This is a genomic window from Streptomyces sp. NPDC001393, from assembly GCF_053597455.1.
Genome location: NZ_JBSFIH010000086.1, coordinates 1 through 24,955, shown reverse-complemented (window position 1 = coordinate 24,955; position 24,955 = coordinate 1). Strand labels below are relative to the sequence as shown.

At 72.3% G+C, this 24,955-nt stretch carries 21 protein-coding genes and 2 pseudogenes; 8 read left to right on the top strand and 15 right to left on the bottom strand.

The genetic code is table 11. From position 1 onward, the window contains the following. The 3 genes and pseudogenes from ACWC2T_RS43105 to ACWC2T_RS43095 all read left to right on the top strand — a co-directional run. Positions 1–183: pseudogene (locus ACWC2T_RS43105) on the top strand (ABC transporter); the annotation flags it as partial. Then, positions 180–956, top strand: coding sequence for an ABC transporter permease (locus ACWC2T_RS43100; protein WP_450675755.1), 777 nt, complete (start codon positions 180–182; stop codon positions 954–956). The pseudogene ACWC2T_RS43105 and the gene ACWC2T_RS43100, both read left to right, overlap by 4 nt. Before the next feature lie 367 nt (positions 957–1,323). Continuing rightward, a complete protein-coding gene (locus tag ACWC2T_RS43095) occupies positions 1,324–1,992 on the top strand; it encodes an LmbU family transcriptional regulator (protein ID WP_450675756.1) in 669 nt (222 codons plus the stop codon). Between the two features lie 27 nt (positions 1,993–2,019). Here ACWC2T_RS43095 and ACWC2T_RS43090 read toward each other — a convergent pair whose 3' ends face one another. Next, entirely contained in the window at positions 2,020–2,664 is a 645-nt protein-coding gene (locus ACWC2T_RS43090; protein ID WP_450675754.1) for an FMN-binding negative transcriptional regulator, read from the bottom strand. Between the two features lie 297 nt (positions 2,665–2,961). Here ACWC2T_RS43090 and ACWC2T_RS43085 point away from each other — a divergent pair, with 297 nt between their 5' ends. The 3 genes from ACWC2T_RS43085 to ACWC2T_RS43075 all read left to right on the top strand — a co-directional run bounded on the left by ACWC2T_RS43085 (position 2,962) and on the right by ACWC2T_RS43075 (position 6,581). Then, complete coding sequence (locus ACWC2T_RS43085) at positions 2,962–4,314, top strand: lysine N(6)-hydroxylase/L-ornithine N(5)-oxygenase family protein (RefSeq protein ID WP_450675753.1); 1,353 nt, start codon at positions 2,962–2,964, stop codon at positions 4,312–4,314. A gap of 568 nt (positions 4,315–4,882) precedes the next feature. Next, a complete protein-coding gene (gene argB, locus ACWC2T_RS43080) occupies positions 4,883–5,791 on the top strand; it encodes an acetylglutamate kinase (RefSeq protein ID WP_450675752.1) in 909 nt (302 codons plus the stop codon). Positions 5,792–6,293: 502 nt separating this feature from the next. Next, positions 6,294–6,581, top strand: coding sequence for a hypothetical protein (locus tag ACWC2T_RS43075; protein WP_450675751.1), 288 nt, complete (start codon positions 6,294–6,296; stop codon positions 6,579–6,581). 81 nt (positions 6,582–6,662) lie between these two features. Here ACWC2T_RS43075 and ddaH read toward each other — a convergent pair whose 3' ends face one another. Further along, positions 6,663–7,511, bottom strand: a complete 849-nt coding sequence (gene ddaH / locus ACWC2T_RS43070) for a dimethylargininase (RefSeq protein ID WP_450675750.1) — start codon at positions 7,509–7,511, stop codon at positions 6,663–6,665. Positions 7,512–7,940: 429 nt separating this feature from the next. Further along, the gene (locus ACWC2T_RS43065) at positions 7,941–8,402 is read right to left on the bottom strand and encodes a nuclear transport factor 2 family protein (protein ID WP_450675749.1); all 462 of its coding nucleotides are present in this window, start codon (positions 8,400–8,402) and stop codon (positions 7,941–7,943) included. A 295-nt stretch (positions 8,403–8,697) separates the two neighbouring features. Here ACWC2T_RS43065 and ACWC2T_RS43060 point away from each other — a divergent pair, with 295 nt between their 5' ends. Both ACWC2T_RS43060 and ACWC2T_RS43055 read left to right on the top strand, forming a co-directional pair. Then, complete coding sequence (locus ACWC2T_RS43060; protein ID WP_450675748.1) at positions 8,698–10,944, top strand: MMPL family transporter; 2,247 nt, start codon at positions 8,698–8,700, stop codon at positions 10,942–10,944. Positions 10,945–11,221: 277 nt separating this feature from the next. Further along, positions 11,222–11,755, top strand: a pseudogene (locus ACWC2T_RS43055) (transposase); the annotation flags it as partial. 248 nt (positions 11,756–12,003) lie between these two features. Here the strand turns inward: ACWC2T_RS43055 and ACWC2T_RS43050 are convergent. From ACWC2T_RS43050 to ACWC2T_RS42995, 12 genes are all read right to left on the bottom strand, one after another. Continuing rightward, positions 12,004–12,645 (bottom strand): DUF3592 domain-containing protein, encoded by a 642-nt coding sequence (locus tag ACWC2T_RS43050; protein ID WP_450675747.1) that lies wholly within the window; start codon positions 12,643–12,645, stop codon positions 12,004–12,006. A 265-nt stretch (positions 12,646–12,910) separates the two neighbouring features. Continuing rightward, positions 12,911–14,179, bottom strand: coding sequence for an MFS transporter (locus ACWC2T_RS43045; RefSeq protein ID WP_450675746.1), 1,269 nt, complete (start codon positions 14,177–14,179; stop codon positions 12,911–12,913). Next, positions 14,176–15,522: a M16 family metallopeptidase gene (locus ACWC2T_RS43040; protein ID WP_450675745.1), complete on the bottom strand. Its 1,347-nt coding sequence runs from the start codon at positions 15,520–15,522 to the stop codon at positions 14,176–14,178. The genes ACWC2T_RS43045 and ACWC2T_RS43040 overlap by 4 nt, the downstream gene beginning before the upstream one ends. Next, positions 15,519–16,829 (bottom strand): M16 family metallopeptidase, encoded by a 1,311-nt coding sequence (locus ACWC2T_RS43035; RefSeq protein ID WP_450675744.1) that lies wholly within the window; start codon positions 16,827–16,829, stop codon positions 15,519–15,521. Before ACWC2T_RS43035 ends, ACWC2T_RS43040 begins: the two co-directional genes overlap by 4 nt. Next, positions 16,826–17,368 carry a GNAT family N-acetyltransferase gene (locus ACWC2T_RS43030; RefSeq protein WP_450675743.1) on the bottom strand — a complete coding sequence of 181 codons (543 nt, stop codon included), beginning with the start codon at positions 17,366–17,368 and terminating at the stop codon, positions 16,826–16,828. Before ACWC2T_RS43030 ends, ACWC2T_RS43035 begins: the two co-directional genes overlap by 4 nt. Next, the gene (locus ACWC2T_RS43025; protein ID WP_450675742.1) at positions 17,365–18,285 is read right to left on the bottom strand and encodes an aminoglycoside N(3)-acetyltransferase; all 921 of its coding nucleotides are present in this window, start codon (positions 18,283–18,285) and stop codon (positions 17,365–17,367) included. Before ACWC2T_RS43025 ends, ACWC2T_RS43030 begins: the two co-directional genes overlap by 4 nt. Further along, positions 18,282–20,225, bottom strand: a complete 1,944-nt coding sequence (locus ACWC2T_RS43020; protein ID WP_450675741.1) for an alpha/beta hydrolase family protein — start codon at positions 20,223–20,225, stop codon at positions 18,282–18,284. Before ACWC2T_RS43020 ends, ACWC2T_RS43025 begins: the two co-directional genes overlap by 4 nt. Beyond that, a complete protein-coding gene (locus ACWC2T_RS43015; protein WP_450675740.1) occupies positions 20,222–21,499 on the bottom strand; it encodes a TfuA-like protein in 1,278 nt (425 codons plus the stop codon). Before ACWC2T_RS43015 ends, ACWC2T_RS43020 begins: the two co-directional genes overlap by 4 nt. Next, positions 21,496–22,689, bottom strand: a complete 1,194-nt coding sequence (locus ACWC2T_RS43010) for a YcaO-like family protein (protein WP_450675739.1) — start codon at positions 22,687–22,689, stop codon at positions 21,496–21,498. The genes ACWC2T_RS43015 and ACWC2T_RS43010 overlap by 4 nt, the downstream gene beginning before the upstream one ends. Further along, positions 22,686–23,621 (bottom strand): JmjC domain-containing protein, encoded by a 936-nt coding sequence (locus tag ACWC2T_RS43005; RefSeq protein ID WP_450675738.1) that lies wholly within the window; start codon positions 23,619–23,621, stop codon positions 22,686–22,688. Before ACWC2T_RS43005 ends, ACWC2T_RS43010 begins: the two co-directional genes overlap by 4 nt. Further along, positions 23,621–24,487: a JmjC domain-containing protein gene (locus tag ACWC2T_RS43000; protein ID WP_450675737.1), complete on the bottom strand. Its 867-nt coding sequence runs from the start codon at positions 24,485–24,487 to the stop codon at positions 23,621–23,623. The genes ACWC2T_RS43005 and ACWC2T_RS43000 overlap by 1 nt, the downstream gene beginning before the upstream one ends. A 72-nt stretch (positions 24,488–24,559) precedes the next feature. After that, complete coding sequence (locus tag ACWC2T_RS42995) at positions 24,560–24,736, bottom strand: hypothetical protein (protein ID WP_450675736.1); 177 nt, start codon at positions 24,734–24,736, stop codon at positions 24,560–24,562. Between the last annotated feature and the right edge of the window lie 219 nt (positions 24,737–24,955).

Below are 24,955 nucleotides of genomic sequence, written 5' to 3'. Positions count from 1 at the left end.
AGCGACGGCAGCCAGCGCGAGCTGCGCACCATCCTCGACCGGCTCGACTCGGCCGGCATCGAGGCCGACGAACTGACCGTCCACACCCCCGACCTCGACGACGTCTTCTTCGCCCTCACCGACAGCAGCGGCATCCCCCACCAGAGCACCCGGCCCAGCCAGTCCAAGGAGACCCAGCGATGAGCTCCCTCTCCCTCGCCGTACGCGACTCGTCCACGATGCTGCGCCGCAACCTGCTGCACGCCCGGCGCTACCCCTCCCTGACCCTGAACCTGCTGCTGACGCCGGTCATGCTGCTGCTGCTGTTCGTCTACATCTTCGGCAACGCCATGAGCGGCGGCGCCGGCCGCGACGCCTACATCGCCTACATCGTGCCCGGCATCCTGCTGATGACCATCGGCTCCACCACGATCGGCACCGCCGTGTCCGTCTCCACCGACATGAGCGAGGGCATCATCGCCCGCTTCCGCACCCTGGCCATCCACCGCGGCTCCATCCTCATCGGCCACGTCATCGGCAGCGTCCTGCAGTCCGTCATGAGCGTGGTCCTGGTCGGCGCCGTCGGCGTGGCCATCGGCTTCCGCTCCCACCACGCCACCGCCCTGGACTGGCTCGCCGCCTTCGGACTGATCGTCCTGTTCGCCCTGGCGCTGACCTGGATCGCGGTCGGCATGGGCCTGGTCAGCCCCAACGCCGAAGCCGCCAGCAACAACGCCATGCCCCTGATCCTGCTGCCCCTGCTCTCCAGCGCCTTCGTCCCGCTGCACTCCATGCCCGGCTGGTTCCAGCCCATCGCCCACTACCAGCCCTTCACCCCCACCATCGAAACCCTCCGCGGACTCCTCCTGGGCACCCCCATCGGCAACAACGCCTGGATCGCCCTCGCCTGGAGCCTCGCCCTCACCGCACTCGGCTACCGCTGGGCAACCGCCAAGTTCAACCAGGACCCCAAGTAACCGCCGTGCCGAGGCGGGCCACTTCCCGCACCCCGTCCCACCCCAGGCGGCGTACACCGACACCACGTCGGAGTACGCCGCCTCGTTCGTCCTCCGCCACGGTCGCGCACCTCCGCGGTGACGGTGTCCCGTCGGCGGGACGCCTCAGGGCGTTCGCCAGTTCGAGCGCCACTCCGGCCCTGCTCCACCCCCCGCTGCGAGGCTTCTCGCCGGTTATGTGGACCCTTTTCATGGAGGCATGATGACGCGTCAGGCCGGTCAGACCGCGGGGTCGCATGGCGGCCCGGCAACCACTCTCCCGCAGCCGGCGCGGCAGCCGCGCGCCACGGGGACCGCGCCGCGCCGGGGCCAGGTACTGACGACCAGGGTGGGCCTGCAGATGCCGGCCAAGATGGCCTACGACGAGTGGGAGCGGGCCGGGCGCCAGCTCGCCGACGTCCTCGACTCGTCCTCCTGGTGGCTGGGCGACTGGCTCGTGTACGGCAAGGACCACTACACCGACCGGTACCAGCGGGGGATTCGCGCCGCAGGTCTCTCGTACCAGACCCTGCGCAACTACGCGTGGGTCTCACGACGCTTCGACCTCACCCGGCGCCGGCCCGCCCTGACCTTCCAGCACCACGCCGAGCTGGCTTCCATGCCGGTCGAGGAACAGGAACTCTGGCTCGACCGCGCCGAGCAGCGGCAGTGGACCACCAAGCAGCTGCGCGGCGCCATCCGTGCCGCGCGCCAGAGCCGGCAGCCATGCGCTCCCGCCGAGCCGAGCCGCCGCCTGGAGGTCCCCGGCAGCCGGTTCCAGTGGTGGCACAAGGCCGCGGAGCAGCTGGGCGTCGACTTCGAGCAGTGGGTGCTGACCACGCTGGACAGCGCGGCGGCGAGCGCCCTGGAGGACCTCGGCACGCCGGCGGAGCGCGCGGAGATCCCCGAGCTGAGGCGCGTCACGGGCCTGGCCGCGACGGCCGCGAACGTCCCCGGGGAGAACGCGCGGCCCGAGGGCCTCGCCGAGCGGCTCCGGCCGGCGGCCATCAGCGCCTGACGTCCCGGCGCCGAGGCCTGCGGCACCTCACGGCAGCCGGTTCATCAGCCCGGCGACCTCGCGCTTGTACGCGCACCCGCTCTGCCCAAACGCATCACGCACCCGCTCGCGCACCTCGCCGGGCTGTTCCTGGCTGAGCTTGAACATGCCCTCGGCCCCGGTCACGGTGAACCGGAAGGCTCCCACGGCGGGAACGATCTTGCGGAAGTAGTCCAGCGACTCGGTCATGTCCCAGCCGTCGCCGAACGCCCCTTCGTAGGCGCGCACGGTGGACTGCACCACGCCCAGCGTCTCCTCGATCGAGTCGATCTTCTCGATCACGCCCCGGACGTGCACCGCGGTGAAGTTCCAGGTCGGGGCGGCCGGAGTCTTCTCGTACACCGTGGGCGAGACATAGGAGTGCGGGCCGGTGAACGTCAGCAGCAGGACGCTGCCGGTCTCCAGCGCCGTCCAGTGCGGATTGGCCCGGTTCATGTGCCCGAGCAGCGTGGCCCCCGGCAGCTCGCCGCTGAAGTCGCCGGAGGTCTCGGGGTCGAAGATGACCGGCAGATGTGTGGCGAACGGGCCGTCCTCGGGGCTGCCATTGGTCACCGCGAGCGCCAACGGGTTGCCTCGGATCAGGTCCACCATCCATGAACTGTCCGGTTCGCGATAAAAGCCTGGCACGAACATCCGGATTCACCTTTCGGCAATTGGCTGGGCATGGCTCTGGCTCAGGGCAGGACTGATGCATTACTCCGGACACATACGCCATAGGCCGCGCCACGCGGAAATCTTGAGAATCCGCGCCGACCTTACCGTCCGTCCCGTCGACGGGACAACGCTTTCGGGTGCCGAGCACCTGATGAAGCCGTTGAACAGTGTTCATGCCGTCCTCGAGTTGCCTTTTAGACACTCTCCGGAGAACACTGCAAGACGGTCTCTCGAGCAACCGGTCGAGTTTTCCAGACGCAAGCGGGAGAATTTTCTATGGACATAACGGGTAGGCCCAGCCAAGAGATCTACGACGTGGTCGGTATCGGGTTCGGCCCGTCCAACATGTCGCTCGCGATCGCCCTGGAGGAACACGAAGCGAGCTCTCCGCGGCACCCGCTCAGGTGCCACTTCTTCGAGCGTCAGCCGACGTTCGGCTGGCACCGGAACATGCTGCTGCCGTCGACGACCATGCAGATCTCGTTCCTCAAGGACCTGGCGACCTTCAGGAACCCGACGTCCCGGTTCAGCTTCATCTCGTACCTGCACGCCTCGGACCGGCTGGTGCAGTTCGTGAACAACCAGGACTTCTTCCCGACCCGGCAGGAATTCCACCAGTACCTCGAGTGGGCGGCCGCCGGCCTGAGCGACCGGGTGACCTACGGCGCCGAGGTCACCTCGATCCGGCCCGCCGGCGGGGCCGGGGCCGGCACGTCCGACATCCTCGAGATCGAGGTGCGCGGCAGCGACGGCACCACCGGCGTGGTCAGCGCACGCAACGTGGTCATCTCGACAGGCCTGGTGCCGCGCCTGCCGGAGGGCGTGACCTCCGACGAACGGGTGTGGCACAGCTCGGAGTTCCTGAGCAGGTTCCACGCACAGGCCCCGGGCGACCTCAAGAGCGTGGCGGTGGTCGGGGCCGGCCAGAGCGCGGCCGAGATCACCCGGTTCCTCTACGACTCGCTGCCGCACGCCCAGGTCACCGCGGTCATCCCGTCCTACGGCTACTCCGTCGCCGACGACACCCCCTTCGCCAACCAGGTGTTCGACCCCAGCGCGGTCGACGAGTACTACTTCGGCACCGAGCGGGCACGGGACTCGTTCTGGCGCTATCACCGCAACACCAACTACTCGGTGGTCGACGCCGACGTCATCCGGGCCCTGTACCAGCGTTCGTACGACGAGCAGGTGCGCGGCAGCCAGCGGCTGCACTTCCGCAACCTCACCCGGGTCGACGAGGTGGAACGCGTCGGGAGCGGGGCGCGGGTGGTCGTGCGCTCGGTGCTCGACGACCGGACGGAGGAACTGGCCCTCGACGCCCTGGTGTTCGCCACCGGCTACGACGGCCTGGACCCGGCCCGCCTGCTCGGCGACTTCGACCAGCACTTCCTGCGCGACGCCGCGGGCAGGCACCGGGTGGAACGCGACTACCGGCTCGTCCCCGCGTCGGGACTGACCGCCGGCGTCTACCTCCAGGGCGGCACCGAGCACACCCACGGCCTGTCGTCGGCCCTGCTGTCGAACATCGCGGTCCGCAGCGGCGAGATCGCCGACTCGATCGTGCTGCGGCGCACCGAGCGGGAGCTGGGCAGCAGCTGCCCCGTTCAGGCCGCGCGTTCCGCCGCCTGAGGCCGCACAGCAAGGGGGTGGGTCCCGGTGCTGTCGCTGCAGCACCGGGACCCACCCCCAGGCATGGTGTACCGGGCGGCGCCCGGTCATCTCACGCGGCGTCGGCGGCGACCGGTCCGGCGTCCGTCGCGTCGCGCAGGCTCTGCGGCCGCAGGTCCCTGAAGTGCTCCGCCACGTTCGCGAGGCACTCGTCGCGGCTCTCCTCACGGATTGCTGCTCATGATTCCACTCCCATTCAAGCCGGACACGATTCTTTTTCGAGTGGAAAGTGATTCGGGCTCGGCGGTCTCGCCGATTCCATCATGAACGGGTGATGAGTTGACGGGAATCGATGTTCCGTCGGACCGCGTCCGCGCGAGATGATTGCGGCGCAATCACAGCCCGGGCCGACAGGTATTCACTGTCCCAAGAGCCCGCATCACGGCCAAGTGTTCTCCTGCCGTATTCAAGCGCATGTCCACCGGTCATCGGGCCTGGCCCGTGGCCTGGGTCCTCCACCAGAAGGAGTCGTGCCTATGAGCGCCACCTGCCCGGTCGGCGGCCTCGTCCCCGAGCGTGCGAGGTTCTCATGACCGTCAGCGTGCACCCGGCCCTGGCCAAGGCCCGGTCCGTCGGCGACGCCCTGCCGTGGCTGGCCCGCCACCAGGGCCGTACGGTCGTCATCAAGCTGGGCGGACACGCCATGGTCGACGAGGACCTCACGACGGCCTTCGCCCGCGACGTCGTCTTCCTGCGCTACGCCGGGCTGCGGCCCGTGGTGGTGCACGGAGGAGGCCCCCAGATCGATGCCGAGCTCGCGCGGCGCGGCCTGGAGCGCGAGTTCAAAGCCGGGCTGAGAGTCACCTCGCCGCCCGCGATGGACGTGGTGCGGATGGTCCTCGCCGGCCAGGTGCAGCGCGAGCTGGTCGGACTGATCAACCGCTTCGGCCCGCTCGCCGTCGGTATGACCGGCGAGGACGCGGACACCCTCACCGCGGTGCGGCACGTGCCGTGGATCGACGGGGAGCCGGTCGACATCGGCAGGGTCGGCGACATCTGCGGCGTGGACACCGGTGCCCTTCAGGGCCTGCTGGCGGACGGCAGGATCCCGGTGGTCTCGCCGCTCGCGCGCAGTGCCGAGGACGGCCGGGTCTACAACGTCAACGCCGACACCGTGGCGGCCGCGCTCGCGACCGCGCTGCGCGCCGAGGCGCTCGTCATGCTGACGGACGTCGCGGGTCTGTACGCGGGCTGGCCGCACAGCGACGAGGTCATCCAGCGGCTCACGGCCGACGAGCTGGAGAAGCTCCTGCCGGAGCTGAGCGACGGCATGGTCCCCAAGATGACCGGCTGCCTGCAGGCCGTGCGGGGCGGGGTGGGCGCGGCCCGGGTCATCGACGGACGGATCCCGCACTCGGTGCTCCTCGAGATGTTCACCGACGACGCGGTCGGCACGGTGATCGTGCCGGACCCGGACGAGCCGGAGGTCCTGCCGTGAACGAACAGCGGCAACGGCGGCATCGGACGACACGCGAGCGAAGGCGAGGGCAGTGCCCGTGACACACACCCCCTGGGCTCTTCCCCCGGCCCATGCCCGCGTCCCTGCCGCACCGCCGTCCGGCCCGGCGGGCCAGCATGCCGAAGAACCGGCCGACACCATCCGCCGCCCGCCGCACTCCGGCCTTCCCGGGCCCGCCGATCCGGCATCCGCCGATTCGGCATTCGGCCGTCCGAGGGCCGGCGATCCCAGGTCCGGCCATCCGAGGTCTGCCGATCCGAGGTCCGGCCATCCGACGTCCGGCGACCCGGAATCCAGCCATCCCAGGCCCGCCGATCCGGCATCCGGTGATCCGGCATCCGGCCACCCGACGTCCGCCGATCCCAGGTCCGGCCATCCGACGTCCGGCGACCCGGAATCCAGCCATCCCAGGCCCGCCGATCCCACGTCCGCCGATCCGGCATCCGGTGATCCGGGGCCCGGCGGGCCGGAGTTGTGGTCGGTGCCGGGTCGGCACGAGCCGCCCGCCGGCATCATCCGCCTGCGGTTCGCCGACGCGGTCGCGCTCGGACGCGCCGGCGCCGCGTTCGGTGCCGGATCGGGCTCGGGCTTCAACAACGCGTGGAGCAACCCCGCGACGCTCACCCTCCAGATCACCGCCGACGCCGGCGTCGAGACCCTGCGGGCCGTACTCGCGATCCTCGACGCGGCAGCGGTCACGGCCGAGTCGCTGACCGTGCACACACACGAACTCGACGACGTCTTCGCCGCGTTCACCAGCCTGCCCTGAGCTGCCGGCAGTCCCCCGGCAGGGCCGCCGCCGGCCCGATGCGACGGAGCACCGGCCGGCGGAGGCCGCGGCAGCGCCGTGTCAGGACAGCGCGAGGGTGCAGCACTTGACGCTGCCGCCCGCCTTGAGCAGCTCCCCCAGGCTCACCCCGATCGGGTTGAACCCGCGTTCCTTGAGCTGTTCGGCGAGTCCGGTGGCGGCCTGGGGCAGCAGCACGTTGAGCCCGTCGGAGAAGGCGTTGAGGCCGAACACCGCGGCGTCCTGGTCCGAGGCGGTGATCGCGTCGGGGAACATCTCCCGCAGCACCGCCTGACTGCCCGGGGTGAACGCCGCCGGGTAGTACATGACCTCGTCCGGCGAGAGCACCGCGAGCGCCGTGTCCAGGTGGTAGAAGTTCGGGTTGACCAGGGTCAGGCCCGTCACGGGGAGGCCGAAGAACTCCTGGGCCTCGGCATGCGAGCGGGGGTCGGTGCGGAAGCCGGTGCCGGCCAGCAACCGGCGTCCCACGCGCAGATAGTCGCCCTCGCCCTCGTTGATGTGCTCCGGCCACAGCAGTTCCCGGAAGCCGTTCCGGGCGAACCAGTCGAGGTAGGCCGGCCCCTCCGCGGTCCGCTCCCGGTGCCGGAACCGGGCGCCGAGGACCTTGCCGTCCACCACGGTGGCGCCGTTGGCGGCGAACACCATGTCCGGGAGGCCCTCGATCGGCTCGACCACCTCGACGGTGTGCCCGAGCGAGAGGTACAGCTCCCGCAGCTGCTCCCACTGGAGCAGGGCCGTCGCGGCGTCCGTCGGCTTCTCCGGGTTCATCCACGGGTTGATGCTGTACGTCACGTCGAAGTACTGCGGGCGGCACATCAGCAGACGGTGCGGAACCGCCTTCCGTGCCGCCCGGGGTGCCCGTTCGTCGACTGCGCCGGCGCTCAGAGCCATGGCGGGTTCCTCCTTGTGATCCTCGTGATCCTCGTGAGAGAGAGAAATGCGTGCTCGGCGCGGCGGGGTGTGCGGCGCCGACGGGGTGCCGGGGCAGCGGTGGCTGCCGGTCGGACCGGGCGTGGGCATCCGGGTCGTACGTGTGTGGGAGGGGACGTCCGGCAGGGGTGGCGAGCTGCGAGGCGGGGCGCGTCCGGTCGGGTGCCTCCGACGCGTTGCGGCGCGCCGGCCCCGGACCGGCCCCTCGTCCACCCACCCCCGGCTCACCCGTACGTCGACGCGCCCGCCCTCGTGCGGTGACGGCAGGCGGGCGCGGACAGGGAGGGGATGTGCCCGACCCACTCTAGGCAGGGGGATGGCCCCAAGTCGCGTACGTTGCACGGAACTTCGAGCTCAGCTGAAGCGGTGTTCCACCGTGGGCGCGGAGGCTCAGGCCAGGTCGTCGCGGGTCACCCGGCGGTGCGCGATGCGCCAGGTGCCGCCGGTGCGGACCAGGACGTCCTCCATGACGCACACGTACAGGACAGGGGAACCGCCTTCGCTCGGCGTGCCGTACGCCAGGGCCGAGCAGCGGGTGTGCAGCGCCCCGTCCGCCCGGGGCTGTACGTCGAGCATGCCGACCCAGTGGTCGAGGCGGCCGCCGGCCTGCCGCTGCCGTGCCGCGCCGGCGCGGACGTAGCGGGCGAGTCCGGCGCGGACCTGCACCGGCTCGGGCAGGAAAGGCAGTTCGAGGACGGCGTCCTCGGTGAAGGTGGCCGCCAGGTGCTCGGTGTCGTGCGCGTCCAGGAGCCGCATCTGATGCGTGTAGAACTGCTGCGCCGCCGCGTACAGGGCGGCGAACTCCCGGCCCGGCAGCGTGCGTTCGGCGGTGCCCGCGAGTTCGACGGTCATGGTCTCCGCCTCCTTCTCCGTCCGTGTCCATGGGTGGTGGGGGACGCCGAGGGAATCCCGGGGCACTTCGAGGAATCCGGGCTCGGTACGGACAGTCTTCGAGACCGCGATCGAGTCTCTTTCAAATACGCCTCAAGTGCTTCCGCAGAAGGTGTATGCAGCGGGGCTCACCATGCCCGCGCGCGAACCCGACGACGTCCGCTCCGCCCCATCCCCTGAACGTGACCGGCGACCGGTCCCGGCAGCACCACCCATCCCCTCACAATCCGCGCAAGACCAGGAGTCTGTAACGACCATGGCCACCTTCCTGTCCTCAGTGGGTCGCTTCGCCTTCCGGCGGCGCGGCCTGGTGACCCTGCTGTGGCTCGCCGTCCTCATCGGAATCGGTGTTGCCGCCTCGTCCGCGCCCACGCCGCCCGCCGACACGTTCTCCATGCCGGGCACCGAGTCCCAGAAAGCCTTCGACCTGCTCAAGGAGAAGTTCCCGGCGGCGAACGCGAACGGCGCCACCGCCCGTGTGGTGCTGCGCGCCCCGCAGGGCCACAAGCTCGCCGACCCGGAGGAGAAGGCCAAGGTCGAGGACCTTCTCGCCCGGCTCGGCAAGGCGCCCGACGTGGCGTCCGTGTCCGACCCGTTCAAGGCGAACGCCGTCAGCAAGGACGGCACCACCGGCTACGCGGTCGCCACCTACAAGGTCGCCGCCACCAAGCTGGACGACAAGGCGCACAACGCCCTCACCGACGCCCTCGACCACTCCCGCAAGAGCGGCCTGACCGTCGAGGCGGGCGGTGACGCGGTCAAGCTGGACGCGGGCAAGAGCGGCAGCACCGAGGGCATCGGCATCCTGATCTCCGCCCTCGTCCTGATCCTCACGTTCGGCTCGCTGATCGCCGCGGGCATGCCCTTGCTGACCGCGCTCATCGGCGTCGCCATCGGCACCTCCGCGATCACCGCGCTCGGCTCCACCCTGGGCCTGTCGACCACCACCACGACACTGGCGATGATGCTCGGCCTCGCGGTCGGCATCGACTACGCCCTGTTCGTCATCTCCCGCTACCGTTCCGAGCTGTCCGAGGGCCACGAGCGCCGGGACGCCGCCGCGCGCGCCGTCGGCACCGCGGGCACCGCCGTCGTCTTCGCCGGCCTCACCGTGATCATCGCCCTGGCGGGCCTCGCCGTGGTCAACGTGCCGATGCTCACGAAGATGGGCCTCACCGCGGCCGGCACGGTCGCCATCGCGGTCCTCGTCGCCATCACCCTGGTCCCCGCCCTTCTGGGCTTCGCACCGATCAAGGTCATGCCGCGCCTGGAGCGCAAGCGGTTCTACGGCAAGCCACTGAGCGCCCGTCAGCAGCGCAAGGCGGACAAGCGCGCCGCGCGGCGCAAGCCGAACCTCGGCACCCGCTGGGCCGCGTTCGTCGTCCGGCGCCCGCTGACCGTCCTGCTCGTCGGTGTCGCGGGCCTCGGCGCCCTCGCCATCCCGGCGGCCGACATGCAGCTCGGTCTGCCGAGCGAGGGCACGTACGCGAAGGACACCACCCAGCGCAAGGCGTACGACATGCTGTCCGAGTCCTTCGGAGCCGGCTTCAACGGCCCGCTGACCGTCACGGTCCAGGGCCAGGACACGGCCGCGGCGGCGGCCCGGGTCGGCAGCCGGCTCGCCAAGGTCGGGAACATCGCGGTGGTGAGCCGCGCGGTCACCAACCCCAAGGGCGACACCGCGATCATCACCGTCGTACCGAAGACCGGCCCGCAGGACCACGCCACCGAGGAACTGGTCCGGACGATCCGCGGCATGAAGGACGAGTTCCGGTCCTCCGCGGGCGCCACGGTCCTCGTCACCGGCCAGACCGCCCTCTACATCGACTTCTCCAAGACCCTCAACGACGCCCTGCTGCCGTACCTGGGTCTGGTCGTCGGCCTCGCCTTCCTCCTGCTGATGCTGGTCTTCCGCTCGGTCCTCGTCCCGCTCAAGGCGGCCCTGGGCTTCCTGCTCTCGGTCAGCGCGGCGCTCGGCGCGGTCGTCGCGGTCTTCCAGTGGGGCTGGCTCGCCAAGAGCTTCGGCATCCAGCAGCAGGGCCAGATCATGAGCACGCTGCCGATCTTCATGATCGGTGTGGTCTTCGGTCTCGCGATGGACTACGAGGTCTTCCTCGTCGCCCGGATGCGGGAGGCGTACGTCCACGGGGCGAGCCCCTCCGACGCGGTGGTCAGCGGCTTCCGCTACGGCGGACGGGTCGTCACCGCCGCCGCGATCATCATGACCAGCGTCTTCTCCAGCTTCATCCTGGACACGAACGACTTCGTGAAGATGATGGGCTTCAGCCTCGCCGCAGCCGTCCTCTTCGACGCCTTCGTGGTCCGCATGGCCCTGGTCCCGGCCCTGTTCGCCCTGCTCGGCAGGTCCGCCTGGTGGCTGCCGCGCTGGCTGGACCGGCTGCTGCCGAACATGGACGTCGAGGGCGAGAAGCTCAGCCGCCTCCCGGCCGCCGCCCCGATCCCCGGCCCCCGTCACGAGCAGGAGCCCCTCTACACGCACTGACCGTCCGCCCGCTGACCGCCGGTCCGTGATTCCCCCGTCCGGACCGGCCGACGGCCACCGCCGGCCCGAGTGCCTCACCGCACCGGGCCGACGGTGGCCGTCTCTTCTGCCGTCTGTTCTTCTCGACGGGTCGAAGTAGGTGTCGGCCTTCGACGGGTCGAGCGCCGCGTCCCGTGTCGCCTGCTGCAGGTTGTCGACACCGTCGGCGACGGTACGGCCGCGGCGTAAGAAACCGTCTTTGAACCTCCTGATGCGCATACGCTCCGATGGTCATGGAGACGAACGCGTCAACCATCGCAATGGCCAACGTTCGTGCGAGTGGGACAACCGCGCGGGAACGGTCGAACCGGCCATCCCCAAGCTGAGGCAGGGCAGTTACTTCCCTCACCAGCCACGTCGAGAAGCTCGCCGAGTCCCTCGGCGTCACCCAGCTGTCCAAGTCCCAGGTCAGCGCGATGGCCCGGCCCCTGGACGAGTAGATCGCAGCGTTCCGCAACCGTCACCTGGATGCTGGGCCGTATGCGTTTGTCTGGGTGGACGCGCTGACCCAGAAGGTCCGCGAGGGCGGCCGCATCATCAACGTCCACGCGCTGATCGCGGTCGGCGTCAACGCCGACGGGCACCGCGAGATCCTCGGCATCGACGTCGCCACCTGCGAGGACGGCGCCGGCCGGCCTTCCTGCGTTCGCTCACCGCCCGTGGCCTGTCGGGCGTCGATCTGGTCGTCTCCGACGCACACGCGGGCCTCGTCGATGCGGTCGGTGCGGTGTTGCCCGGCTCGTCATGGCAGCGATGCCGAACCCACTACGCCAAACCTGCTGAGTCAGGTCCCCAAGTACCCGCCGCCGCTCCTCACCGAGGCCGAACGAACACATCAGTTCACCGTCGGCGGCGCAGGAGAAGAGCGGAGGCGAATGAAACGCCTGAGGGTCGAGATTCACCGCCTCCACGCGCCCCGCGAAATATCCGTGAGGACATCATGCCGGGTGCCGCGGGCTTCCCTGTGCTCGGCGACAGCTCCCTCCAGCGCTCGCGCAATCCACCTCTCACCGGACCAGCCTACGAGGACTGGCTGCGTAGGTCGGAACCAAGAGCGTCTGTAGGTGGCTTCCGATGACCACCCGCTGCTTCCGGTCGCTTCTCCGACTTTTGCAGGATTCGGCGCCGTATCGTGACCAGGGTCGCTCCGGCCAGCAGAAGGACACCCATCACCAGTGACACGAGCATCGGCAGTGTCATGGTCGGCGGATGCTTCACCCAGGCCGTCGTCAGTACTCGAGTCGGATCGTGCGGATCGTAGGTCACGGACACAAGGTTTCCGGGAACGAGGCCGTCAGGACGCCTGCCTCCCCAGTCGCTGAGCGTCGTGTCGACTTCCCCCTTGGGGGCGTCGAACCGGATCTTGATATTGCCCGGGCTGCCGAACTTGTCCCGCGAAGCTGAGGTGACTGTCGCCCACGTGGCGACTCCACGCGAACGCAGGTCGCTGACGAGAGACTGCGAGGGAAGGAAGAAGACGAGGAAGGCACCGAAAGCCACAAGGGACACGGCGAACAGCGTCGCAATCAATCGCCGCTGCGGCAGCGTGGGCTGCCGGACCCTGGAGCGTAGTCTGCGCAACTCCTCTTCGAGGGCCTGCCGTTCGGCTGACTTCGCCGGCTGCTGCCACTCGCCTTGCGGCCGCTTCCTCTTTGTACCCATGGGTCCGGTTCCTGTGAGTCACAGCCCAAGCCGGCTGCCGACCATCTTGGCTGTATCGCCTACTCCCTTGCCGATGTCCTCGACCCTGTTCGTGACAGCGAGAACGGCCTTCTTGCAGGCGTGCCGTGTCGAGGACACAGCAGGCAGCTTAGCCAAGCCCCTGCGCTCACCACGAAGCCCACCGATACGACCCACCGGGCTCACGCAGGAGGGCGCCGGTGCGTGCGTCTCCCGTACGACCGGCGCCCGTTCGCTTCTGCGCGGCTCAGGCGGTTGTCCGGGGCCGGGGTGCGGGCTCGGGGTGTGCGGTCGGCTCGGGGCGCTGTGTCGGCAGGTTGCGGCGGGCCCGGTTGACCGACGGGCCGATCGCCGCCGTGCCGGCCAGGAAGAGGGCTGCCAGGGCCAGCCAGCCGAGGGAGTCATGGCCGACGACCAGGAAGGCGACCAGGGCGGGGCCGAGGGTGGCCTGGATGACCACGTGCAGGTGGAAGGCGCCGAGGTATTCGCCGCGTGCCTGCTCGGGGGCCAGGCCGAAGCCGAGGCCGAAGCCGCTGGCCGACTGCCACAGTTCGGCGAGGGTGAACAGCAGGACCGCGGCGAGCGCGATCGCGCCGGTGCCCCAGGATCCGGTGAACCGTCCGGCCGCCAGGGCGGCGCAGGCCAGCACGCTCACCAGTCCCGCCCGGCGGGCCGCGCCGACGGCGCCGTCCAGGTTCTCCGAGCCGCGGGCCGCCGCCACCTGGAAGAGGACCACCAGGACCGTGTTGACGGCGAGGATCAACGGGACGACGGCGCGCGGCAGATCGGTGTTCCTGACGATCCACAGCGGTATTCCGGCGAGCAGGACGGCGCTGTGCAGGGCGAGCAGGCTGGAGGAACCGATGACGCCGAGGAAGGGCAGGTCGCGCAGGACGCGGAAGGGTTTGCCGCCGTCGGCGGCGGCCCGTGCGTCGGTCGCGGGCAGCTTCAGCACCAGAGCGGCCGCCGCCAGGAAGGTCAGGCCGTTGCCGAGCGGCAGCAGGCCGAGGGTGTCCTTGCCGAGCGAGATCAGCGCGGCCGCCGCCAGCGCGCCGGCCGAGAAGCCGGCGTTGAACAGGGAGCGCAGCGCCGCCCGCGCGGTGACGCGTTCGCCGTCCGGGACCAGTTCGGCGATCAGGGCACCGAAGGCCGGTCCGCAGCCGTATTCCAGGGCGCCGATCAGGACGACCACCGGGAAGTAGAGGGCGGGTGAGTGCACGGCCGGGTAGAGGGCGTAGGCACCGGCCAGGAGGAAGAGCAGGACGGCGAGCAGGCGGCGGGCGCCCGTCCTGTCGGTCAGCCGGCCGAAGACGAGGCTGGCGACGAAGCCGCTGAGGCCGGCGAGGGAGAGGCCGAGGCCCACGACGGTCGCGGGCAGGCCGGCCACGGTGACGAAGTAGACCGCGGAGCCGGCCATGAACAAGCCGTTGCCGAGGCTGTCGACGAAATGCAGCGCGCCGAGCGTTCCGGCGGGTCCGCGCAGTGACGAGAACGTGCGCTGGATGAATGTTTTCACGACGGTCGGTCCCCTCGGTCGGGTGCGGTGGGCGGCAGGCCGGGGAGCCAGGCAGGGGCGACCACCACTCCGGTCAGGCCGGGCGCCAGGTGGGTGGCCGCGGCGCGGGCCACGTCGGCCGCGGTCAGGGCGCGCAGCCGGTCCTCATAGCCGGCCGGCCAGCTCGCGGGCAGGCCGCTCGCCAGCACCGCGGCGTACGTCGAGGCCAGTCCGGACCGGGAGGAGCAGGCCATCGCCATGGAACCGACGGCGTAGTTCTGGGCGTTGTGCAGTTCCTGTGCCGTGAAGGCGCCGGCCGCCAGACGTTCCGCCTCCTGGGCGATGAGGGTGAGGGCGCGGGCGGCACCGTCGTGCCGCACGTCGGCCTCCACGGTGAGCACGGCCCGGGTGCCCAGCGGATCCAGGACGGCGCGCGGCGCGTAGGCGAGGCCCTCGCGTTCGCGCAGGACGAGGGTGAGGCGGCTGGCGTAGTAGCCGCCGAGCATGAGCGCGGCCAGTTGCAGCGCCGGGTAGTCGTCGTGGCCCCGGCCGGGTACCAGGCCGCCCAGGCGGAGCAGGGTCTGTGGGGTGGCGGGGTGGAGCAGGGTGCGGCGAGGGCGGGGGGCGGGCTCCGGCGGCCGGGCTGCATCGCCGGCCGGCGGGTCGGCCTCGTCGCGGGGTGCGCCGCTCGCCCGGGGCAGCAGTGCGGTGGCCTGGGCCAGGAGCTCCTCGACGGGGTTCGGGCCGACGACGACGCTACGGCGGCGGGCGGGTCCCGCGCTGTGCAGCAGGGTCGCGGTGTGCGGGCCTTCGACGCCGGCCGCGTGGGCGGCGGTCGCGGCCTGGCCGTAGGGGTGCGGTCCGTAGGCGGCGGCGAGGAAGCCGGTGCGGGCGAGGAGGGCGGGCGCGGGTTCGGCGGCGGCCAGCCGTCGGGCGACGCGGTCGGCCGCCTCGCGTACCCGCCGGGGCTCGTGCGGCCGGCCGGCGTCGAGGCAGTCGCGGATCCGGGCGCGGGTGGCGGCGAAGTCGTCGGCGAAGGTGCGTACGGCGATGACGGCGCGGTCGCTGCGCGCCTCCACCCTGACGGTCGCGAGGTCCGCGGCGGCCTCGGTGAGGGCGTCGCGCAGTGCCTCGGCGGTCACCTCGACCCGGGTCTGGTGCGGTCCGGGCGCGGGCGTCAGCGGGAACAGCAGCCTGGCCTCGGTCAGTTCGCCGGTCCCGGCGCGGCGGACGGCGACGGCCGTACCGCGGCCCGTGGTCTGTTCGCTGTGTGCGGGGGCGATGAAGCCGGGGGCGGGCGCGGGCTCGGCGGGGGCGGGCGCGGGCTCGGCGGGGGCGGGCCGGGGCACGGCGGGGGCGGTCATGATGCGGCTCCTGTCGCGGCGGGGGTGACCGCGGTCGTGAGGGTTGCTGCCGGGGCCGGGCGGCTGGTGAGCCGGGCGGCGGGGGCCGCCGCGTAGCGGGCGGCCGCGGCGGCCACCTCGGTGTCGGGCAGCCGCTGCAGGGCGCCCGGCAGGGCGGCCAGGTGGAGCGGATCGCCGTGGACGGCGGCTCCGACGCACAGCCAGGACGCCTGGCTCGCCACGGAGTCCAGTTCCGCGTGCAGCGCGAGGGCGAGCTGTCTGCGGATACGGGCCAGGGGCTCGGTCAGCCGCACGGTGCCGTCGGCGACGCTGCCGAGGACGGAGCGCAGGCAGTGTTCGGCCTCGTCGGGCTCGGTGTCCACGGGGTGGGGGAAGTCCACGGCGAACAGCGCGTCGCGGGCGACGTCGAAGGGGTTGCCGGTGCGGTGGGCGCGGGCCCGGAACGCGCCCCAGGTGCGCCGGCTGCCCGGGTGGCAGGCGCAGTCGGTGCCCAGTGTCTCCAGCAGTTCGCCGAGCAGCACGGTGGCGAGGTGGGCGCCCGGGTCGGCGGCCGGGTCCGGGGTGCGGAAGCCGAGGGCGGTGCGCGCGGTGCGGGCGATCCGTTCGGCGCGCAGGGCCCGGCGGGGCGCGGTGAGCGGGGCCTCCGGGACGTGGGGGTGCCGCCGGCCGGTGCGTGGGGGCACCGGGGCCAGGCGGTGTTCCACCAGGTCGCGGGCGTGGGCGGGGTCGAAGTCGCCGACGAGGGCCAGGTGCACGTTGCCGGGTGCGTACGACTGCTCGAAGAAGCGGCCCAGGTCGGCGGGGCCGAGGTCTTCCAGGGCCTCGATGTCGCCGTATCCGTTGTGCCGGTTCTCCCAGCTGTCGTGCAGCAGGGCGGGCAGGTCGAACAGGACCAGCCCGCCGTGCGGGCGTTGCAGCATGTTGCGGCGGATCTCGGCCTGGACGACGGCGATCTGCGCCGTGACGTGGCCGGGGCCGAGGTCGGGGTCGGTGAGCCGGTCGTGCTCGATGCGCAGGCCGAGGTCCAGCGCGCCGGCCGGGAGGATGGCGGTGTACTGGGTGTAGTCGGCCGCGGTGCGCGCGTTCGTGGTGCCGCCGGTGGCGGCCACCGCGTCGGTGAGCGGTCTGCTGCTGGAGGCGCCCTGGGCGAGGACGTGCTCCAGCAGGTGGGCGGCGCCCGCGACCGGCTCGTTGCGGAATCCGGTGCCGACGTGCAGGCAGGTGGCGACGACCTGGCAGCCTGGCAGCGGTTGCAGCAGGACGCGCAGGCCGTTGTCGAGGCGCAGGAGGGTCGGCTGCGAGGTCATTCGGGCTCCTCGTCCCACAGCGGTGTGTCGGTGCGCAGCACCGAGTACAGAACCTGGTCGTGCCAGCGCCCGGCCCGCCACTGGGCGCAGCGCAGGGTGCCCTCGCGGGTGAAGCCGGCCTTCTCAAGGGCTCGTTGCTCGGCGAGATTGGCGTGGTCGGTGAAGGCCTGGACGCGTTCGGCCCGGGTGTGGGCGAAGAGGTAGCGGACCAGCCGGCGCTGGGCGGCGGTGCCGGTGCCGCGGCCGCGCGCGGCGGGGAACAGTCCGATGGCGATGGTCCAGCAGGAGGAGGTGTCGGGGCGTCCCCAGGCGGAGGCGAACCACTCGACGCGGCCGACGGCGGCACCCGCCGCGGTGATGGTGAGCATGCCGCCCTCGCCGCCGAGCAGCCGGTCCTCGGCGAAGCGGTCGCGCAGCCGGTGGGTGGAGCTGAACCCGAACCACTGGAAGGGACCCGTGCCGTCCTCGGTGGTGAACTCCCGCTCGAAGAGGTCGAGGTCGCCGGGGGTGACGGGGCGCAGGGACACTTCGTTGGTCATGGTGTCTGCTCCTGGGCCGCCGGATCGGGGTGCGCCGCGCCGAGTCGGCCGGCGGGCACCGGGGACTGGGCATCCACCACGTCCCGCCAGCCGGGCGGGGGCACCCCCCGGCTCAGGTCGCGGTGGCCGGCCAGCCAGCGGCAGGCGAACCGCACCAGGGGGCGCAGCGGTACGGCCCGGCAGAGCGCGCCACCGACGCGTGCGGTGGCGAGGGGTGCACCGGCGGCTTCGTAGGCGGCGCCGATGGCTTCGAAGTCGCCTTCCCAGACGAGGAGTTCGGGCACCTCCCGCCAGCGGGTGCCGCCGTGTCCGTCCGGTTCGGGCACCGGCCACAGGCCGGCCCGCCGACCCGGATAGGCGGTGGCGTACTCGGCGAGGTGGAGGGCGGTGCACTTCTCCCAGGGGGCGCCGAGCAGCAGCACGGTGGCGTCGAGGTCCCACAGCCGGCCGAGCGGGCCGTGGGCGGCGAGCCGCCAGGCGGCGGGGTGGTCGCGCACGATGCGGTCGGCGAGGGGGCCCTGGGCGGCGAAGGAGACGTGCGGGTGGCCGGAGCGGCGGCTGCCGGGCTGGGTTCTGAGCAGTTCGGGCAGCACGCCCATGGTGCGGGCGACCGGGGTGCGCCGCGGGTCGAACGGGGGCATCTGGGCGGCGATGTCCGGATCGGCGGCGGCGCGGGCGAGGTCGGGCGCGCGCCAGGTGTGCGGATGGCACAGCTGGGGGGTGAAGGCGGGCATGACGAGGGTGCCCCGGGGGCCGACGGTGTCGCGCAGGGCGAGCAGGACGCTGTGGGCTCCGCCGACGACGTAACCGAAGGAGCTGAGCGAGGTGTGGGCGATGACGACGGCGCCGGGGCGGATGCCGAGGCCGGCGAGACCATCGGCCACCGCGGACCTGGTGACTACGTGACGATCCGTCATGATGTCGCTCCCGACGGTGGGTTGCCGATGTGCGGGGCGAGTTCGTCGGCGGCGGCCGACAGGACCCAGCGGTACCAGGCGCGGATGTTCCCGGGCCGGCTGAGGGGGTGGGCCTCGGAGCGGAAGAACGCGACCTCGCTGCGGACACCCTGGCGGGCGAGCGCGCGATGGGTGCGCAGGGTCTCCGTGGGCGGTACGAGTCCGTCGTGCAGCCCGTGCGAGAGCAGCGCCCGGGTGCCGGGCCGTACGGCGCGCGGGGCCAGGCTGTTGAGCTGGTACAGCGGGCGCCACTCGGTGGGGTCGCCGAACTCGCGTATCCACTGCCAGCCCACGTCGCTGCCCTCGGCGACCTGGGTGAGGTCGAGGGGGGCGGCGTGCGCGACGACCAGGTCGGGGTTGAGTGAGTCGGCCGTGGTCAGGGCGAGGTAGCCGCCGAAGCTGCCGCCCATGAGGGCGAGGGGCGAGTCCAGCAGGCCTTCCCGGCCGCGCACCGCCTCGACCTGGGCGGCGGCGCTCGCGGCGATTCCGCCGCGCCACTGGCGCCAGCCGGTGCGGACGGCGTCCGGGTAGCCGAGGCTCAGCGGTGGTTCGACGAGGACGACGGCGAAGCCGCAGGCGACGAACGGCCACGGGTTCCACCGCCAGGACCATTCGCTCCAGCTCTGGAACGGACCGCCGTGGTAGAAGACGACGGTGCCGTGGGGCGGGCCCTGCTCGGGCAGGCACACCCAGCTGGCGACGTCGCCGTCCATGCCGGGGATCCGCTGCGGCCGGTACTGGAGCCGGCCCGGCAGCTCTGGCGCCTCGGCGGACACGACGTGTTCGCCGAGGCCGGTGTGCAGACCGGTCACCTCCAGCGCGGGCGGCGTGTCGGGGGCGGAGGTCAGGACGGCGGCCCGGCCGGCGTGGATCCGGGCGTTCATCACCGACGCCCGGGCGGGCACCGGCCGCCAGGTGCTGTGGTCCAGGTCGTGGACGTACAGGCCGCGGCGGGGCCCGGACTCGGCGGTGCACACCAGCCGGCGCGGCCCGTCCCAGCCGACCGGGCGCTGCCACAGGCCGTTCTCGGCGGCCAGCAGGACGGGCTGCCGCAGCTCCTCGCCGACGAGGCAGGCGAACTGGGAGATGGGCTCGTTGTCGTGGCGCAGTGTGGTGCCGAGGTAGGCGACCTGTCCGCCGGGGCCCTGCACGGGGTAGCAGAGGTCGACGGTGTCGGAGAACAGTTCGCGGGTCGCGTCGCCGTCGTCGACGGCCAGGGAGAGCAGTCCGAAGTTGCGTACGCCGTGCCGGTGGTGGCGGAAGGTGCCGAGGAACAGCGTGGCCGGCGTGGCCCAGGCCGCCTCGCCGGTGAGCACGAGGTCCGCGGGGACGAAGGGGGTGAGCCGGCGCGGGGCGGTGCCGTCCAGCGGCACGAGGTGGACCTGCCACTGTCCCTGTGGCTGTTTGGCGTGGCTGAGCGTCATGTCGGAGCCCTCGGCCCACACGGCGTCGGAGCCGGCCAGCAGGCCCTCGGGATGCTCTCCCGGCCCGCCGAAGGTGCTGGCGGTGACCGCGATCCAGCCGCCGCCCGGCCGGGGGGCGAGGGCGCCGATCCGTCCCTGGGTGGCCAGCAGGAGCTGTTCGGGGCCGCCGTCGGCGGGGCGCAGCTCCACCAGGGACCGCCCGCCTGCCCGGCGGACGCACACGTACCCGCCGGGCACGGGCAGTGCCTGGGTGCCCCAGGGCAGCGTCCAGGTGGGTTCCCAGGTGCCGTCGGGGCGGCGCCGGTAGTGGACGAGGTGCGGGTGCTCGGCGCCGTGCCGGGTGGGGACGTCGACGCGCAGCAGCAGCCCGTCGTCGCCGTACGCGGCCACCTCCGTGGGGCGTGGCTCCGTGCACAGCGACTCGGCCAGGGCCACGCCCTCGGCGAGCCGGGTGGTGGCCGGTGCGGTGAGGCTCATCGGACCGCCGCCGGCGCGTGCAGGAGCCGCGCGATCAGGGCGAGGTCGAAGGCGCCGGCCAGCCGGGCGGCCTCCGCGGTGTCACGGAAGCCGCGTTCCAGCGCGCACAGCCGGTACTCGTGGTCCGAGCCGGCCTGCCACAACTGCCGCAGCAGGGCGTGCCGGTGTGCGGTGGGTGCGGCCGGGGCGGAGGGTGGCAGCAGCAGCCGCAGGCACCGCTCTTCCACTTCGTCCAGGGTGCTGTCGCCGAGGGCTTCGGCGGGCAGGTCCTGGTAGACGAGCCGGCCGGGCGGCAGCCGGAAGGTGCGGGCGAGCAGCCGCTCGTCGGCGCTCCAGTCGGCGGTGGCCTCGGTGGCCCGGGCCAGCCGGGCGTAGGGGCGGGTGGCCGGGGCGAACCCGGCCGCGTCGAGGAGCCGGCCGGCGCAGCCGGTGCAGCCGGTGGTGGCGGCGGCCAGGCGCAGGGTGTAGGCGCGGTGCCGCTCGGGGAAGTCCACGGCGAACAACTGCAGGCAGGCCAGGGCGAGTCGGGCACCGACGGCGGAGCCCGGCCTGAGCGGCCGGTGCTCGAAGTCCCATTCCCTGCCGTAGGAGCTGGGCCAGGCCTCGGCGGTGCCGGGAGCGGGGCAGGGCGGCGGGACGGGGCGGGCGGCCAGGGTGTCCAGAGCGTGCCGGGCGTCGCGGGTCTTGATGTCGCCGTGCCGGTGAAGGTGGTCCAGGAGCAGCTGCATGGCGTCGCGGTCGGGGCCGGCCTCGTGGCGCAGGCCCGCGGCGGAGCGTTCGGTGAAGTGCAGCCGGGCGGCGGCCTGTTCGAGGCGGGCCGCCTGGCCGGTGTCCAGCTTCCCGGTCCGCAGCAGTTCGGTGAGTCCGTGCCGGACCGACACCATCGCCTCGGTCAGCCGGCGGGCGCCCGCGTGGTCGTCGGCGTGGAGTACGGCGACGTCCGCGTCGGCGACCAGGCGTCCGGCGCGGGCCTCGGCGTACACCTCGCCCAGGCCCTGCATGCCGAAGTCGGCCAGTTCGGCGGCGCGCAACGCGCCCAGGCTGGCGGTACCGACGACGTGCACGCCGCGAGCGAGCTGGGCGAGGATCTCCTTGTGCCGGATGGGCGCGAAGTGCTGGTAGACGCCGTCCACGATCAGCACCTGGTCTCCGGGCCGCAGGCACAGGTCGAAGAGGTCGCCGTGCTTCACGGGCGGCCGGTATTCGAAGGAGCCCGTGGGCCGCTGCTGTTCGGGCAGGGTCGGGCCGACGAAGGCGATGCGCCTGGGGGTCACACGAAGCTCCTGCTGGCGAGGGACTGCGGGCGGGGGTGCTGCAGGGCGAGCCCGAGCCCCGGCGCGAAGACCTGGACGACGGCGGGCCACGGCTGCCGGTCCGGCGTGAGGTCGACGGCGATCACGGGCCGGCCGGTGGTGCGGTGCACGGCGGTGACGAGCCCGTCCAGCACCTCGCCGAGGGATGCGGCCGACCGGGTCGCGGAGGGCATCGGTTCGGTGTGCCGCGGGCTGGGGCGGGGCCGGTCCGGTGGGGCGCCCAGGCGCCGGAAGGTCCACTCGGGGATGTCGTCGCGTCCGCCGCTGATGGTGGAGCCCCGGCTCTGGACGGCCTCCAGCAGGGCCCGTTCGGCGGCGATCGCGGGGTCGGTGTGGCAGCCGGACCCGGCGAAGATCTGCCACATCTCGGGCTGGGTGAGCCAGCAGGTGTACGCCCAGGTGCCCGGCACGGACGGGATGCGCTCCAGGGCGACATCGGCTCCGGCGGCGCGGATCCGGGCGACCACCGCGCCGAGCCTGTCCCCCACGGTGTCCAGGTCGGTGGCCACCGCGTCGCCCTCGCGCAGCCGGGCGAGGGCGTCTCGTTCGACGGCCTCCAGCAGTCCGTGGAGTGCGGCCTCGACGTGGTCGTTGCCGGAGGCCAGACCGTTGGTGGTGGTGACGAAGGTGGGGGGCTGCCAGCGGGCGGCGGCCCAGCCGCGCAACCCGACGGCGGCCGACGGGACGAGGGCCGGCGCGCCGGAGGCCAGGTCCCAGCCCTCGGTCCATTCGAGCACGGTGCGGTCGTCGACCAGCGAGACGGGGTGCAGGGACAGTTCGTCGACGCCGTAGCCCGGGGCCAGCGCGTGGGCGGTGCCGCGGGCGGCGGCAGCGGGCCGGGCCTGCTCGGCGACGGCGACCTCGAGTGACTCCATGACCGCCGAGATACGGGCGGCGGTGTGCGAGATGCCCTTGCCGGCGCTGGCGACCAGGGTGGCGGCGGCGGGCCGGATCGCCGTCCACACCGGAACGTCGAGGATGTCGAGGCCGGTGAGGTCGGCGACCCGGGTGATGCCGCGGGCGGGAAGCTGCGGCGCGAGGCGGGCCCAGGTGTCGTCAAGGCCGGTGGTGCGCAGGGTTCCCTCGATGACGGCTGCGGGCCCCCCGCCGCTCATCCAGGGTGCGCGGCGGGACACCCGCAGCCCGGTCACCGGTGCTCCCTGCGAAGGGTGACGGCGGCCCGGGTCACGGCGCTCTCGTCGGCGCCGTCGAGGTGGGCGAGCAGGGCCTCGCGCAGCAGCTCGGTGCGCTGCTTCAGGGAGTGCCGGTGGTGGCTGTCGTGCAGGGCCTTCAGGGCGGGGTCGCCGAGGAAGCCGGCGAGGAACACCTCGGCGAGGTTCTGCGCGGTGGGCTCCTCGACGGTGATGGCGATGTGGATGGAGTTGCCCTCGCGGGCCGTCGCGTAGTGCGGCGTGCCGTGCGGCATGTACAGCACGTCGCCCGGGCGCAGCGTCAGCTCGATGCGGCGCTCGTCGGGGATCTCGCCCTCGTGCAGGACGGAGTCGCCGGTGGAGGTCTCGTCGATGCGGCCCACCACCCAGTCCTTGACTCCGGCGACCTGGAGGATGAAGACGTGCGCGCCGTCGTAGTGGGCCTGCATCGCGGTCTTGCCGGGCGGGCTGAGGAAGACGAAGGACTCCAGGCCGCCGCTGAAGTGCGGCTCCAGGGCCTTGACGAGGGTGCGGATGCGCGGGTGCCAGTGCTCGGCCTGGTTGAACTTGAAGGTGGCGCCGGCCGCGAAGTCCTCGCGGATCCGCTCGGGCTCGATGTAGCCGGGCAGTTCATGGCCCACGACCCGGCGCTTGCGGGTCATGTCGCTGATCGCGGTGCGCACGCCCTCGTTGAAGATGGTGAAGTACGGCCGGGACAGCAGACCGCAGTCGACCTCGTCCCACATCTCCTGCTCGGTGATGAGCCGGCCGAGGTCGCTGTGCGCGCGCAGCAGGACGGGCTGGTTCGCCCAGTGGTCGCGGAAGAAGGCGTCGGTGTCGCCGACCAGGTGCTCCAGGCGGGTCGGCACCGCGTCGTACGCGGTGTGCTCCGCCGGTGCGGCCTCGCGGATCTCGGTGGTCGTGGTGGTCATCAGCCGATCGCCTCCCGCATCGTCTCAAGCGCCGTACGCGCCCACAGGTCGCCGTCCAGCGTCCTGGCCTGTTCGGTCAGAGCCGAGCGGACCTCGCTGGTACGCGCCGCGAGAGGGCGGGTCTGGAAGTGGTGGACCAGGTCGTGCTCGTCGTCCAGGAACCGCCGCAGGAGCGCGTCGACCAGGTCCTCCGGGGTCGGTTCGGTGAGCGTGAACGTCAGGTGCAGGGAGTCGCCGCCGCGGGCGACCGCGTCGTGCGGCCAGCCGTGCGGCAGATACAGCACGTCGCCCGGTTCGAGGGTGAAGACGTGCGTGGGCCGGGCGGCGTCCACGTCCAGGCCCGCCGAGGCGCCGACCTGGTCCGGCTCGGCGTACAGGTGCCACTCCTTGCGGCCTTCGAGCTGGATGGCGAGCACATGGGCGGCGTCCCGGTGGGGGAGCATGCCGCGCGACTCCTCGGGCGTCCAGAAGACGTAGGAGTTGACCGCCACGGGGAGGATCTCCTCCAGCTGCCGCGCGATGTCGCGGGTGGGCCGGTGCCAGTCCCCGACCTGGTTGAGCTTGAGGGAGGCGCCGCCCGCCATGTGGCGGCCGATGGCCCGGGGATCGGCGAATCCGGCGACCTTGTGCCCGATCACGTCCCGCTTCGTCGTGTACGACGACACCGTGGGCACCTCACCGTGCTTGAGCAGGGTGAAGTAGGGCCACTTGAGGAGACTGGCGTCGAGCAGCCGCCGGACGGTGTCCGACGTGAGCAGTGCCGAGGGGTCGACGGCCTGCTTCTCGACGCGGTACGAGACGCCCCAGGCGGCGTCACCGAGGAGCCTGCCGGTCAAGGCGGCAGGCAGAGGAGTGGCTGCGGTCATGCGAATGCCAACCTTTCCGGTCCGTGGCGCCCGGGAGCGGAGCGCTCCCGGGCGGCCCCCTGCTCGTGCTGGTCAGGCCTCGTTGATCTGGCTGAGGACGGTCATGGGGGCGTCCGCAGCCTCCTCGTTGTTGTTGAGGACGGCGGCCTTCTCCGGGTCGAGGACACCCTCGCCCGCGAGACGGGACTCGGTCGGCGAAGCGACGGCGTCGGTCTCGTTCAGGGACTGGAAAACGTCACGCAGAGCCATGCGAAACCTCCTTGAGGACCACTGCCGTTCAGTGGCCGTTCCTGGAGCAAACACGACCGGCCTCGGAACGCACCTGCGCGGTCCTCGCATCGCGCTCGAACACGGCCGACGTGACGACGCCGGCCGCCGGGCGTACGACGAGGCCCGGGACGTGCGGTCCCGGGCCTGGTGAGGGAGGAGCGGGGTCAGCCGATGACGGTCCAGGTGTCGCCGCCGGCG